This window comes from Bacillales bacterium (assembly GCA_035700025.1).
GTDB lineage: Bacteria > Bacillota > Bacilli > Bacillales > DASSOY01 > DASSOY01.
Window position 1 is genome coordinate 1 of record DASSOY010000089.1, and the last position, 14,109, is coordinate 14,109.

The following is a 14,109-nucleotide window of genomic DNA, read 5'->3' on the forward strand; positions in this document are numbered from 1 at the left end:
TCGGCGATGTCACGCCGAGCCGCCCTCCCCATTTAGAAATCGCGAAGCGGAACAGCCGCGAAGCCGCGTACAGCCCGATGAGCGTCATAACAATCACACCGATGACACTTTTGATTAAATGGTGCATGACATAGTGGCCGATCTCATGCGCCATGACAAAAACAATTTCGTCGTCGCTCAACTTATGCAGCGTCGTATCCCAAAGGACGATGCGCAAATTCGATCCGATTCCGTTCACATAGGCGTTCAAAGCATTCGTTTCCGTCGATTTGTTCACCGTGTACACGTCGTCGGCCGGGATGTCTGCGCGATCAGCGAGATGCAAAATTTTTTCCTTCAATGCAGTATTTGGCATCTGGTGAAAATCATTGTACAACGGGTCGATAACGACCGGCTGGATAAACGTCATGAACAACGTAAAGGGGATTGAAATGAGCCAAGCGTAAAACCACCATCGTTTTGTCCGCCGCATCAACGCGTAAATGACCCAAACAGAACCGATCAACAGCAGCGTGTTGATCCAAAAGCTGATGACGTTGTCATGCATCCAATCGGAAAAGCTTTGTACCGATACGCCGTAAGACAACGAGATTTCATGGCGAATCCAATGAAGAGGAAACGAGGCCAGCCAAGTGACGATCGCCAATAGCAATACGTAAAAAATCGTATGTACCGTTGAGTTGCGCGTGAACTCACGGGAGCGGTTACGCATCCAAGCAGAAACGCCGAGCACCATGACAAACAGATAAATGCCCCATTCCATCGGCACCGATAAAAAATAGAGCCATTCTTGCAGGCGGGAATATTCGTGCGTAAGTTCCAGACGTTGCGGCGACATGAATAAAGACGGATCGGCCGCAGTGCCTTGAAGCTTTTCGGGCACGCCGACGGGTGCCGCCTCAAACAAATACCATGCCATCGCCAGGGCGTACAATACATACAACATGATGAATCCGTAAGCGGTTTTTTTCATAGCTTCCCCCTCAATCTAATCCGCGGGACGGACGGTGCTTGTATAAGGACATCCTGTTTTCATTGTAAGCGCACGCCGGTAAGATTAGAACAACCGCCGCCAATCGTTCTTTAAAAGAAAGAAGAATAGACAAATAAAACAAGCACCGAGCTAAGCACGACGAGGGTCAGATTGACGCCGGCATAGGCGGTTGCCATCGCGGTCGATGCACCGAGCACCCCAAACAGCCAATCGTCGTTGAAAAGGAACACTCCCGGGATAATCAACGCTCCGAGAGCAGCAAACGGAACATTTTTTAACATTTCCCGGAGTTTCGGCGGCAGCTTCTTCGCATCAAAAACGACAAGTGGCAGCATGCGCGGCACATACGTTACGACGGCCATGCCGATTATGATCCAGAGCAAAGGGACGATCATTGACGTTCACTTCCTTTCCAACACAACTCGACTCCGATCGAAGTGACCAACGTCGCGAGCACGATTGCCCAGCCTCCGCTCAAGAACATCGTAAAAAATGAACTTAACAGCGCAGCCGTTCCAGCGAGCACAACGACTTTGCGGTGCTTCTTCATCGAAGGCACGAGCAGGCCGATGAACATCGCATACAGCGCTATCCCCATGCTCTCTCGCAAAGCGCCGGGAAGCGCTGCGCCCGCGTAATAACCGGCTGCCGAACAAACGACCCAGCTTGAATAAGCCATTGTCACAAGCCCTGCCATATACGACGCCGTAATCGTTCTGCCGCTCGTTGCCGCAACCGAGAACGTCTCATCCGTGATGCCGAACGCGTACAACGCCTTGAGCCGCTTCGGATCGTCGCTTGACTTCTCATTAATCGTCGCGCTCAACAACAAATGCCGCAAGTTCAGCACGAACGTCGCCAATACAATCTCGACTGCCCCCGTGCCGATCGCGATAAGATTAAGCGCCATGAATTGCGCCGCCCCGGCGAACACAAACAAGCTCATCGCGACCGCCTCCACCAACGACAACCCCGTCGATTTCGCAAGCAAGCCAAATGTTAAAGCGATCGGAACGTAACCGATCGCAATTGTAAACCCTTCTTTAAGGCCGACGTGAAACATCGATGATTTTTTTATCGAAACACTCGGGTCCGGATTCATGTGCCATCACTCCAAGTTGCAATTACTTGCCATATTATAAGTATTGTATGCCTCGATGCTCGAAAACTCAAGAGTGAACCGAGCGGAGACGCCTTTGTGCTGATTATTTGCTGTTCAATAGGTCCTGCACTTTTTGTGCTGCATAGACAAACGAATTTCAACCGCGAAGATGATGCATCCTCTCGATGAAACTTTTCTCGCTGTTGCCGGGTTCAATAAGAAAACGTACGCCTTTGCGTGCAGATAGCGGGGTCAAAAATGAAAGCGCGTATTTATTGTATCTTGATCTTCTGTTTCGCGATCACCTTAGTGTTCGCCGGATGCCAAAGAGGTGAGAATTCTTCTTCCTCTTCGACCGACAGCGGGCGAAGTAAAGGGTTCAGCGGCGCTGAGATCGCCACCGATGAAGCGGCTGACCAAAAAAGCGCAGCGGAGAACGGCTTCGCAAGCAGGGATGCGTCGATGAACAAACCGCCCGGCGTATTATCAGTTGTCGATGCCGAGCGAATGATTATTTATACGGCAAATCTGGCAGTGACCGTCAACGATTTCGACGCTGCCGACAAACAAATGCGATCGCTCGTTTCCTCCTACGGCGGCTATGTTGTTCATTCATTTGTTTCCAACTCTGCCTCTGGCCATCCGACAGGAACGATTACGGTTCGCGTGCCTCAGCCGAAATTCACAGACTTTCTTGGCCAAGTCGAAAAACTGGCGAACGAAGTCGTCCGTAAAAATGTTCAAGGACAGGACGTCACCAAACAATATGTCGACTTGAGCGCTCGCTTGAAAGCGCAACAAGAAGTGAAAACACGGCTCGAATCGTTTTTGAAAGAAGCAGATAACAGCGAGGATTTGTTGAACATCTTCGATCATCTCGCCAACGTTCAGCAGCAGATCGAACAGCTGAAAGGACAAATCAATTACTTGCAAAATCATGCGGCTCTCGCGACGGTAACCGTCTCGATAACGGAATCAGACACCGGTCTTAAACCGAAAGAGGAATGGAACACTTGGAACAAAACAAAACAAGCATTCATCGATTCCCTCAACATGTTGATGAGTTTCGCCTCCAGCGTTATCGTCTTTCTCGTCGGCTATTCACCGGTATTGATCATACTTGCCGCCCTCGTCATACTTGGTCTCTGGCTGTTTAGAAAACTACGACGAAACAAAACCCCTTCTTAATAATCAGAAGGGGTTTTCGCTCGATTTCACGTGTTTCGCTTAGCTTTCCAACAGCAACGTTTCCGGATCTTCGATCATGTCTTTCACTTTTTTCAAGAAACTGACTGCTTCACTGCCGTCTACGATTCGATGGTCGTAAGATAAGGCGATGTACATCATCGGCCGAATTTCCATTTTGTTCGGCGTAACCGCGACCGGACGATGCTGGATCGTGTGCATGCCGAGAATGCCGACTTGCGGAGCGTTGATGATCGGCGTCGAGAGCAAGGATCCGAACACGCCTCCGTTCGTAATCGTAAACGATCCGCCTTGCAGTTCGTCCAATCCTAATTTGTTTTCGCGTGCTTTTTTCGCCAAATCGGCAATTTCTTTTTCGATGCCGGCGAACCCGAGACGGTCGGCGTTGCGAACGACCGGCACGACAAGTCCTTCATCCGAAGCGACCGCAATGCCGATGTCATAATATTTCTTAATCAAAAGCTCGTTGCCTTGAATTTCCGCGTTCAGCAACGGATACGCCTTCAAAGCGCCAACGACCGCTTTCGTGAAAAACGACATAAATCCGAGCCTGACACCATCATGCTCCTTCTGGAACTGCTCTTTCCGGCGTTTCCGCAAATTCATCACCGCGGTCATGTCGACTTCGTTAAACGTCGTCAACATCGCCGTCGAGTTTTTCACGTTCAACATTCGGTCCGCAATCGTTCTGCGGCGGCGCGACATTTTCACGCGTTCCACCGGCTTCTCCGCATCTTGCACCGGCGCTGCCGCTGCCGGTTGCTGCGGCTGTTGCGGCGCTTGTTGCGGCTTCCCGCCGCCTTGCTGGTGCGCCTGCACGTCCTCAGTGCGAATGCGGCCGAGCGGATCGCGCGACTGAACTTCGTTCAAGTCGATGCCCTTTTCTCGCGCGAGCTTGCGCGCTGCCGGCGTGGCGATCGGACGATCGCCGCCTTCGCTGCTTTCCTCCGCTTTTTCATCTCCGCCTTTCTCCTCGGCTTCTTGCTTCGGCGCTTCCGCTTTCTCTTTCTTGTCTTCGCCAGTCTCCGACGTTCCTCCGGCTTCTCCGCTTTCGTCGAGCATCGCGATCACTTCGCCGACTTCCACGTCGTCGCCTTCACCTTTTTTGATGTCCTTCAGCACTCCCGAACCTTCCGCGCTGATTTGCACGTTGACTTTGTCCGTCTCAAGCTCGACGATGTCTTCACCGCGCTCGACATACTCGCCTTCTTTCTTCAACCATTGCGAAATCGTTCCTTCGGAAATCGATTCTGCCAATTCCGGCACTTTTACTTCAATCATTTGCGGTTCCCTCCCGTTTCGAATTCACCCTGTGTCAAAGCGCTCGTTACAATGCGCTCTTGTTCTCTTTTATGAATGTCCGGTTCCCCTGTCGCCGGGCTCGATCTCCGGCGCCGGCCGATGTAATGAACGCTCGCCTTATCGGGCGCAACATCATTCAACAGCGGATGGACGTACGTCCATGCCCCCATGTTTTCCGGTTCTTCTTGCACCCAGACGATTTGCTCCAAGTTGTTGTAACGGCCGATCAGTTCTTTCATTTGGTCTTCCGGGAACGGATACAATTGCTCAACGCGGGCGATGTGGAGCCAATCGTAATCTTCATCGCTTTTTTCGATCGCTTCGTGCAAATCAATGGCCACTTTGCCGCTGCATACGACGAGCCGCTTCACTTTCGTTTTCTTCGTTCCGAGACCCGGTTGTTCAAGCACCGTCTGGAATTTGCCTTCAGCAAACGCCTTGCCCGGCGAAGCGACGTTTGGATTGCGAATGAGGCTCTTCGGCGACATAATGATCAACGGACGAGCTTGATCCTTGTTTGCGATTGCAGCCTGGCGGCGCAAAACATGAAAATATTGCGCGGCGCTCGTTAAGTTCGCCACCGACCAGTTGTTTTCCGCTGCCAACTGCAAATACCGCTCCAGTCGCGCACTCGAATGCTCCGGACCTTGCCCTTCGTACCCGTGCGGCAGCAGCATGACGAGGCTTGATTTTTGTCCCCATTTCGCCCGCCCTGCGGAAATGAACTGGTCAAAAATTACTTGAGCTGCATTGGCGAAGTCGCCGTATTGTGCCTCCCAAACGACAAGCGTTTCAGGAGCCGTAACGTTGTACCCGTATTCAAATCCGAGAACCGAAGCCTCCGACAACGGACTGTTGTGAACCGCAAATGAAGCTTTCGCCTCCGGCAACGCGTGCATCGGCGAGAATTTTTCACCCGTTTTTTCATCGTTCAGCATGATGTGGCGATGGGCAAACGTTCCTCTTTCCGTGTCCTGTCCGGTTAGACGAATCGGTGTGCCATCGGCGAGAATTGTCGCGAAAGCAAGCGTTTCAGCCAGCGCCCAATCGACTTTCTTGCCTTCTTCGAGCGCGTCTTTCCTTCTCTCCAAAATCCGTTTCAATTTCGAGTAAACGTTGAAGCCTTCCGGCCATTTCAATAAGTTTTCGTTAATCTTGCGCAATTTGTCAAGCGGGTACGCCGTCTCGATTTTCGCTAGACCATTTTTTACCGGCTCGGGAAGATCGAGTTCTTCGATTTCGCCTTTCCCTTGTTCTTTAATGTCATCAAACACCTTTTGGAAGTAGTCATGCGTCTCCTTGTCGAGGGCATCCACTTCCTCGTCCTTGATGATACCGGCTTTGACAAGCTTTTCGGCAAACCGTACCCTGACCGTCGGATGGTTGTTGATTTTTTCATATAAAAGTGGCTGCGTCGCCCGCGGATCGTCCATTTCGTTATGTCCGTATTTGCGGTACCCGACGAGGTCAATCAAAAAGTCTTTTTGAAAACGGCGCCGGTAATAATAAGCAAGATCAATGGCCGCCAAACAAGCTTCCGGGTCGTCGGCATTGACGTGAACGATCGGAATTTCATAGCCTTTTGCAAGGTCACTCGCGTATTTCGTTGAACGATCGTCAATGCTTCCCGTCGTAAAACCGAGCTGGTTGTTGGCGATAATGTGCACGGTTCCACCCGTGCGATAGCCCGGCAATTGACTTAAATTGAGCGTTTCGGCAACGATGCCTTCACCAGGAAAAGCGGCATCCCCATGAATCAAAATCGCGAACGACTCGTCAACGTTCTGCTTCGGCATTCCTTTCTCGCTCCGGTCTTCCTGAGCCGCCCTCGCATAGCCTTCAACTACCGGATTGACGAACTCCAGATGGCTCGGGTTGTTCGCAAGCGTCAAGTGCGCCAACGCCGTATTGTTCTCTTCGATATCGATATCCCGGCCGAGATGGTATTTTACGTCACCGGTCCAACCGTAGTTGATGCCTTTCGAACCTTCCGAAGGAATCAAGTCTTTGTTCGGCGCGTGGTGAAATTCTGAAAAAATGGCTCTATACGGCTTGCCGAGAACGTGGGCGAGCACGTTCAGTCTGCCGCGGTGCGCCATCCCGATCATGACGTTCTTTGCACCGTCGTGTACACCTGAGCGGATGATTTCGTCCAGCATCGGCACGAGCATATCAACGCCTTCGATCGAAAAGCGCTTTTGACCGACGAACGTCCGGTGCAGAAATTTTTCAAAACCTTCGACTTCCGTCAACCGTTTCAACAAGTCTTTCCTTTCTTCCGGGGAAAGATTGCGGTCGAGGCTGCCTGATTCAACGATTTGAGTCAGCCATAATTTTTCGTCGTCTTCATTCACGTGCCCGAATTCAAACGATATCGAACCCGTGTAAATTTCCCGCAATTTGTTGATCGCATCCAACCCGTTATGGACGTTGGCGGGAGCGTTTTTCCAGACGACCTCCGGCGGCAGCGCCTCAAGGTCGCTTTCCGTCAGTCCGTACTCTCCCGGATCGAGAAACCTCGTACTCGGTTTGCGGTCCTCATCGAGCGGATCGATCTTCGCCGCCAAATGACCGTGCGTGCGAATGTTTCTTGCCAAATTGACAGCGGCAACGACTTTGTTTAAATCGATGGACGGTACCGTTGCCGCTCCGTTTGACGCATCTCTGCGCTCTTCCGCAACCGGCGGCGCCCCCCACTGATCGAACATCTTCCTTAAATGGTCATCAACCGCACCGGGATTTTCACGGTAGCGGTCGTACATTTCGTTCACATATCCGAGATTAGGACCGTAAAACGATTCCCACGGTCCTCTTTGTTGTTCCCTGTTACCCGTGGTCATTCTCAAACCTCCAACTGTTGTTTAATAAACCTTGGCTGATCCGTTTACACTCGTAAAGTTTCCCTACCATCATACATATCATTTATGCAATCATACTTTGAAGAATAGGTCCGCTCCCTTCAATGTTGCATCCAAAAAACATTTTATCACAGCCGCGGAAAATATGCTTTAAATCGACACAGTTCCATAATCATGACATGAGCTTTCGCTCTATATGGAAAAGACAGAACATTTTATCCTGTTCTTAAATTTATGACCTGGTCGTATGATCTAATCATACGAAAATTCTTGACGATTCCCCCCTGCCAAACGATATAATAAGAATGACTTTGTAAATTATAGGACGCTTTACATCCTATTTCAAGGCAATGCAGAAGCATCCGCAGAGGAGGTTGTTAGATGAACTATGAGGAATTGTTGTTTGAAGCGAAAGACGGCGTGGCAACGATCACTTTAAACCGCCCGAAAGCATTGAACGCGCTCACGCGGAAAATGCGAAGCGAGCTGCTCGATGCACTGAACCATGCCGCGGAGGACGAAGAAATTCGTGCACTCATTCTCACCGGCAGCGGAAAAGGCTTTTGCGTCGGTCAAGACGTGAAAGAAATGTCCGAAGATTATGCGAAAGAAGGGCCGGAGCTCGGAAAACTCGTTGAGTCCGAATACATACCTCTCGTCAAGGCACTTCGTTCGATGCCGAAGCCGACCATTGCGCTCGTCAACGGCGTAGCCGTCGGCGGCGGTATGGCATTCCCGCTTGCCTGCGACTTCCGGGTAATAACCGAAAAGGCTTCGATGACCCCCGTGTTCGTGAATGTCGGAATTGCTCCGGATACCGGCGTTTCCTTCTTGCTCGGACGCGCAATTGGACATGCGCAAGCCATTGAGTTGTGCATGCTCGGAAAATCGTTGACACCGGAAGATCAAGTCAAAGCAGGGCTCGCAAGTGAAATTTATCCAACCGCAGAAGAAGCGGCCGACGCTGCGCGCGAACTCGCCGCACATCTGGCAAACGGACCAACACAAAGCTATGCCAGCATTCGTCAATTGTTTGACAAAGCAGCCGCAAGCACATTGGAGGAAACGCTTGCTTACGAACGGGACGTACAAGACAAACTGGCCCATACGGAAGACCACCAAGAAGCAGTTTCCGCTTTTCTCGAGAAACGGAAACCGACGTTTCTCGGCAAATAAGCCGGGAGCAAACGAATCAAATTGGAGGGAACTAGGTAATGAACAAAAAAATGTTGCCTGAAGGAACTTTGGAAGGACAAACGGCGGTCATTACCGGCGGCGGCAGCGGCATTGGCTTCGGAATTGCCCAGGAATTATCGCGCCTCGGTGCAAAAGTCGTGATAGCTGGTCGTAAGCAAGAAAAGCTGGATGCAGCTGTGGAAACCATCAATGGTAACGGCGGTGAAGCTTTCGGTGTTGTGACGGACGTCCGCGATCCGGATCAAGTGGACCATCTTATGAACGAGACGGTCGAAAAAACCGGACGTCTCGATATGCTCGTCAATGCAGCGGCCGGACTCTTTATGGTCGAAAGTGAAAAAATGTCGGTGAACGGTTGGAACTCGGTTGTCGGCACGGTGCTCAACGGCACTTTTTATTGCTCGCGGGCAGCCGGCAACAAGATGATCGAAGCTGGCACCGGCGGCCGTATCTTGTCCATTGTGGCCAGCTATGCGTGGACAGGCGGCCCGAAAACGGTGCACTCCGTCGCCGCCAAAGCGGGTGTCGTAGCGATGACACGGACGCTCGGCGTAGAATGGGCACACCACGGCATTCGCGTCAACGCGATTTCACCCGGTGTGACCGACACCGATGCCGTGCGACCCATTTGGGAAAACAATCCGAAAATGGAGAAACGCTTGAAGTCAAAAATCCCGGTCGGCCGTTTTGGCGAAGTGCCTGAGATCGCAAACGCGGCCAGTTATTTGCTCTCTCCTTATGCCGATTTCGTTAACGGCGAAATCTTCGTCATCGACGGCGGAGAATGGCTCGGAAAGGGTCTGATTTAATCAATGAACGGACTCTTGACGAAGAAAAAAGTGCTCGTGACTGGCAGTTCCCGCGGAATCGGAAAAGCCACGGCGCTGGCCGCAGCGAAAGCGGGGGCCGACGTCGCTGTGCATTACAACAAGCAAGAGGATTTGGCGCAGCAAACGGCTTCGGAAATTCGCGAACTCGGCAGCGAAGCGCTCGTCGTTCAAGCAAACCTTGAGGATTTGGAAGAAGTTGACGCGATGTTCGAGGCGATCGGCGAGAAATGGGGAGCGCTTGACGTGTTTATGGCGAACGCTGCGGCGACCGCCTTTAAACCGTTGCTGGAAATGAAACCGTATCACATCGATCGTACGTATCAGTTGCTCATCAACAGCTTGATTCGGTCTGCCCAGCGCGCTGTTCCGCTCATGAAAGCGGGATCCGGCAGGATCATAACGGTCACCGGCCACGGAACTGATTTTACCTTGCCGAACTACGCATCGATCGGCTCGGCGAAAGGTGCAGTCGAAACGTTGACACGTTATCTCGCCTATGAATTAGGACCAAAAGGCATTACGTGCAACGCCATCGCTCCCGGTGTGGTTGCTACCGATTCAGCGAAATTTTACATGGGCGACGAACAGTATGCTGCCTTTGATGAAACGGTAAGCAAGCAAACACCGCTCGGACGACTGGCGACTCCGGAAGATATCGCCGATGTCGCCGTGTTTTTGGCGAGCGACATGTCGCGCTTTGTTACGGGTGAAGTTATTAAGGTTGACGGCGGGTTGACGCATACGTCCGGCCCGTTCGAAGTCATGAAACAATAAAGAAGATTGATACGGCATTCGCTACCTTCACAGCAAGGACGGTGAATGCCGTAATCATACCGAAGGCAGATAATGTGACGACGAAGATTGGTTCGAAGACAATGCCTGACATAAAACCCGGGAGAGGTGGAACAAATGGATAAACGAATGACTCTGGAAGACATGGTCCGACAACTCCATGATGGCGCCACGGTAGCCATCGGCGGCTCATCGTTGTCCCGCAAACCGATGGCGATGATTCGCGCGCTTGCCCGCAGTTCCGTGAAAAATCTTCGTGTCATCGTTGACGTTGGCGGACCTGATGTGGATTTGTTGATCGGAACCGGTTCGGTCTCGGAAGTCATTTACGCGTTCGTCGGCTTCGAGGTATTGGGTCTCGCGCCGCACTTCCGCCGCGCTCGCCAAAAAGGCGAATGCGCGTTTCAAGAATGGACTGAATATACCGTCATGGCCGGATTGGATGCCGCGATCAAACGGGTACCGTTCTTGCCGACGCATACCGGATTGGCAACGGATGTACTGAAAGTAAACAAAGCTTTCAAAACGTTTAAAGATCCGTTCGGAGGCGAAGAACTCGTCGCGATTCCCGCGCTGAAACCGGATTTCGCGATCATTCACGTCAATTACGCAGACATGAAAGGCAACGGCGTCATTCTCGGCGATGGGCATGTGGATGCCCTGTGCGCGAAAGCAGCTAAGAAAACGTTCATGTCATGTGAGCGGGTAATTTCTTCCGATGAACTGCAACGATACGGACGTGATGTGCAAATTTTACGGGTACATACGGACGGCATTATCGAACTTCCGTGGGGAGCTCATCCGACCGGATGTTCTCCCGATTACCGCGCCGATTTGCGCCATTTGCAAGAGTACTTGAAAGTGAGCCAGAAGGAAGAAGATTGGCTGGCTTACCAAGACGAATACATCGCGAATAACCACGACGGCTATTTGGCTAACCAGGGCGGCGTGGAACAACTCGTGTCCCGGCTGAAAGTGTAACAACTCTTTCAAATGGTGCTTAGATGCCAGCTCGGAAAAATCCGGGTTTGATAGACCTGTGTCTCGAAGACTTTGACTCACGAAAACCGCAATCAGAAGGGAGAATGTGTTCATGCCGCTACAATCGGATTATTCGCTGGATGAATTTATCATTACCGCCATGGCCCGCGAACTGCAAGGCGAAGTGCTCGTAAGTTCGGTGACCGCTTTCGGTTCGCTGTCCGCCCATTTGTCGAAGTTGAAATACGCCCCCGATCTTGCCGTACTGTCTACACCCGAATCGGGGATGGACGTCACACCGATGCCGACTTTGACGCTCGGGCAGTTTTTAACCGATGCCCAACACGGCATTCCGATGTCAATGGAGGAGATTTTCGACGCGATTTTCACCGATCATTTCCGTATTTGGATCAACCCTGCGCAAATCGATCGTTATGGAAACACGAACATTAGCGTTATCGGCGACTGGGAACAACCGAAAGTTGCGATGGTCGGCTCGCGCGGGATCCCCGAAGATACGAGTCACTTGTCGCAAATCTTATATTACATTTTGCATCACGACAAACGTTCGATCGTCGAACAAGTTCATTTCCGCAGCGGCGCAGGTAACGGACCGGAGCGGGACGCTTCCCTAGGCAATGATGGAGCCCCGTCTGTTCTCATTACTGATCTCGGCGTGTTTGACTTCTCGGGACCTGGCGGAACGATGGCCATTCGTACGCTGCACCCTGGAGTGACGGTGGACGAAGTTCACGAAAAAACAGGATTTGAAATGCACGTGCCTGATCAAGTAAAAGAAACGCCTGCCCCGACTCCCGAAGATATCGAAATCATCCGGACATCTGATCCGCTTGAAGTTCGCAAACTCGAACTGCTCTCCGGCCCGGAAGCAGCCGAACGATTTGTGGACATTTACGAACGGGAAAGGCAAGCGTTGCATGTTGCTTGGCCGAGGCTCGGGAAATAAGCGATGAATTTCGAAAACAAGCGTGTATTGATTACGGGGGGCGCACGCGGCATTGGTCTCGAAGCCGCAAAGTCATTTTTGGAACAAGGCGCCGAAGTCGCGATTTGGGCATTGCATAAGGAGAGTTTGGACGAAGCACAAGAACAATTGCGTAAAAAAATCGTTGGGCAATCCGTCGACGTTGGCAATTATGAGGCGGTACAGACCGCGGCGAACGAATTACGATCATCTTTCGGAACGATCGACGTGCTCGTCAACAATGCCGGCTATACACGGACGACCCCATTTCTCAGCGAAGACAAAAAGTATTGGGAACGAGTCATGGCGACGAACTTGTGGGGCGTAATTTACACAACGCGTGCATTTCTCGAAGATTTGATCGCGTCGGAAAAAGGGGCGATTGTCAACGTCATCTCCGATGCCGCCCGTGCAGGCATGGCAGGAGAAGCGGTCTATGCCGCGGCCAAAGGCGGCGTCGTTTCGTTTTCGAAATCGATTGCGCGCGAAGTCGCGAAGAAGGGCGTACGCGTCAATTGCGTGTCGCCGGGACCGACGCGGACGCGCATTCTTGAATCGAACAGCGAAGACGGCGACGCGAAAAAATTGATCGACAAAATGATTCGCATGATTCCGATGCGGCAAATCGCCGAGCCGAAGGAGATCGCCGACACGATCGTCTATTTCGCAAGCGACGCCGCCTCACACGTCACCGGGCAAGTGCTTTCCGTGTCCGGAGGACTCACGATGAACGATTGAAACAAGCAAAAGCCCTTGGTTCGCCAAAAACGAAACAAGGGCTTTTATTTATCGCGAAAACGGCGGTTTCGCGCTGGACAACAGATCGCTAAATTCTTCCTGCTGATCGGCAAAAAGCGGCTTCGGCAGTGCGTCCAGCGCAAAAAAACCAGCATCAAGCGACTCTTCGTTTACTTTCTTCAGTGTTCCGCTGAACTTTTTACACGTGTAGAGAACATCGACGCAAAACACTTGATCGCCGTTCGCCATCGTATGCTCCTTTTCCGGACCGGAGTAAATGCCGAACAACTCCAACGGTCCGGCCGTCAAACCGGTTTCCTCAAACACTTCCCTGCGGGCAGTTTCTTCTGCCGACTCACCGAGTTCCATGAATCCGCCCGGATGGGCCCACGTGCCGTTGTCCGTCCGCAAATGAAGCAAGACGCGCCCGTGTCCATCGAAGATGAACGCTCCTGCAGTAACCATGATGACCGGCTTCTTGCCGACCATGCTCCTGAGGTAGCGGATGTAATCCATTATTCTTCGTACGCCTTCCAGACGACAACGCCGTTTTGACCGCCGAAGCCGAAAGAATTGCTTAAGGCGTACCGGGTTTCATGCTGACAAGCTTTGTGTACGAGCCGAGCCGGTGCGTTCGGCTCGGGATGGTCGCAATGCAAGTTCGGCGGCAGCCAATTCGTTTCCACCGCTTTCACGCACGCGAGGCTTTCAATCGCCCCAGCCGCCCCGAGCGAATGCCCAATCGAACCTTTGATCGAACTTACCGGAATGTCTTGCAATCGGTCGCCGAACAACTCGCCGAGCGCTTTCATTTCCGCCTTGTCACCGGCTTTCGTCGAAGTTGCATGGGCATTAATGTAATCGATGTCTTCCGTTGTAATGCCCGCGGAACGCAGCGCTTGCTTCATCGCCGCAATCGCTCCGCTCCCTTGCGGATGGGGGGCGATTTGGTGAAAGCTGTCGTTCGTCGTTCCGTATCCGGCAAGTTCCGCGTAAATGTGTGCACCGCGTGCTTTCGCGCGGTCGAGCGGCTCGAGGACGAGAATGGCGGCACCTTCGCCCATCACCATGCCTAACCGCTCGGTATCAAACGGCCGCGACCAACGGGAATGGTCGTCCGGACC

Annotated in this window: 14 protein-coding genes; 7 read left to right on the top strand and 7 right to left on the bottom strand. The window is 52.1% G+C overall.

Features of this window, described 5'->3' with window-relative positions:
* The 3 genes from VFK44_14890 to VFK44_14900 all read right to left on the bottom strand — a co-directional run.
* On the bottom strand, positions 1-973 hold a 973-nt coding region (locus VFK44_14890; GenBank protein ID HET7629657.1), incomplete at its 3' end, for a M48 family metallopeptidase.
* 110 nt (positions 974-1,083) lie between these two features.
* Complete coding sequence (locus VFK44_14895) at positions 1,084-1,389, bottom strand: AzlD domain-containing protein (protein ID HET7629658.1); 306 nt, start codon at positions 1,387-1,389, stop codon at positions 1,084-1,086.
* Positions 1,386-2,096, bottom strand: a complete 711-nt coding sequence (locus tag VFK44_14900; GenBank protein HET7629659.1) for an AzlC family ABC transporter permease — start codon at positions 2,094-2,096, stop codon at positions 1,386-1,388. The genes VFK44_14895 and VFK44_14900 overlap by 4 nt, the downstream gene beginning before the upstream one ends.
* A gap of 258 nt (positions 2,097-2,354) precedes the next feature.
* Between VFK44_14900 and VFK44_14905 the strand changes: the two genes are divergently transcribed.
* The gene (locus VFK44_14905) at positions 2,355-3,284 is read left to right on the top strand and encodes a DUF4349 domain-containing protein (GenBank protein ID HET7629660.1); all 930 of its coding nucleotides are present in this window, start codon (positions 2,355-2,357) and stop codon (positions 3,282-3,284) included.
* Positions 3,285-3,323: 39 nt separating this feature from the next.
* Here the strand turns inward: VFK44_14905 and odhB are convergent, their stop codons facing one another.
* Entirely contained in the window at positions 3,324-4,583 is a 1,260-nt protein-coding gene (gene odhB / locus VFK44_14910) for a 2-oxoglutarate dehydrogenase complex dihydrolipoyllysine-residue succinyltransferase (GenBank protein ID HET7629661.1), read from the bottom strand.
* A complete protein-coding gene (locus tag VFK44_14915; protein ID HET7629662.1) occupies positions 4,580-7,444 on the bottom strand; it encodes a 2-oxoglutarate dehydrogenase E1 component in 2,865 nt (954 codons plus the stop codon). Before VFK44_14915 ends, odhB begins: the two co-directional genes overlap by 4 nt.
* A gap of 399 nt (positions 7,445-7,843) precedes the next feature.
* On the opposite strand from VFK44_14915, the gene VFK44_14920 reads away from it, so the two are divergent.
* The 6 genes from VFK44_14920 (at position 7,844) to VFK44_14945 (ending at position 12,985) form a co-directional block, all read left to right on the top strand.
* The gene (locus tag VFK44_14920; GenBank protein ID HET7629663.1) at positions 7,844-8,638 is read left to right on the top strand and encodes an enoyl-CoA hydratase-related protein; all 795 of its coding nucleotides are present in this window, start codon (positions 7,844-7,846) and stop codon (positions 8,636-8,638) included.
* 38 nt (positions 8,639-8,676) lie between these two features.
* Positions 8,677-9,468 carry an SDR family oxidoreductase gene (locus VFK44_14925; GenBank protein ID HET7629664.1) on the top strand — a complete coding sequence of 264 codons (792 nt, stop codon included), beginning with the start codon at positions 8,677-8,679 and terminating at the stop codon, positions 9,466-9,468.
* A gap of 3 nt (positions 9,469-9,471) precedes the next feature.
* Positions 9,472-10,263: an SDR family oxidoreductase gene (locus tag VFK44_14930; protein ID HET7629665.1), complete on the top strand. Its 792-nt coding sequence runs from the start codon at positions 9,472-9,474 to the stop codon at positions 10,261-10,263.
* A 135-nt stretch (positions 10,264-10,398) separates the two neighbouring features.
* Positions 10,399-11,262, top strand: a complete 864-nt coding sequence (locus VFK44_14935; protein ID HET7629666.1) for a CoA-transferase — start codon at positions 10,399-10,401, stop codon at positions 11,260-11,262.
* 112 nt (positions 11,263-11,374) lie between these two features.
* On the top strand, positions 11,375-12,229 hold the full coding sequence (locus tag VFK44_14940) for a CoA-transferase (GenBank protein HET7629667.1): 855 nt from the start codon (positions 11,375-11,377) through the stop codon (positions 12,227-12,229).
* A gap of 3 nt (positions 12,230-12,232) precedes the next feature.
* Complete coding sequence (locus VFK44_14945) at positions 12,233-12,985, top strand: SDR family NAD(P)-dependent oxidoreductase (protein HET7629668.1); 753 nt, start codon at positions 12,233-12,235, stop codon at positions 12,983-12,985.
* Between the two features lie 48 nt (positions 12,986-13,033).
* On the opposite strand, the gene VFK44_14950 is transcribed toward VFK44_14945, so the two are convergent.
* On the bottom strand, positions 13,034-13,501 hold the full coding sequence (locus tag VFK44_14950; protein ID HET7629669.1) for an NUDIX hydrolase: 468 nt from the start codon (positions 13,499-13,501) through the stop codon (positions 13,034-13,036).
* Positions 13,501-14,109: beta-ketoacyl-[acyl-carrier-protein] synthase family protein (locus tag VFK44_14955; GenBank protein HET7629670.1), on the bottom strand; the 609-nt coding region annotated here is incomplete at its 5' end. The genes VFK44_14955 and VFK44_14950, both read right to left, overlap by 1 nt.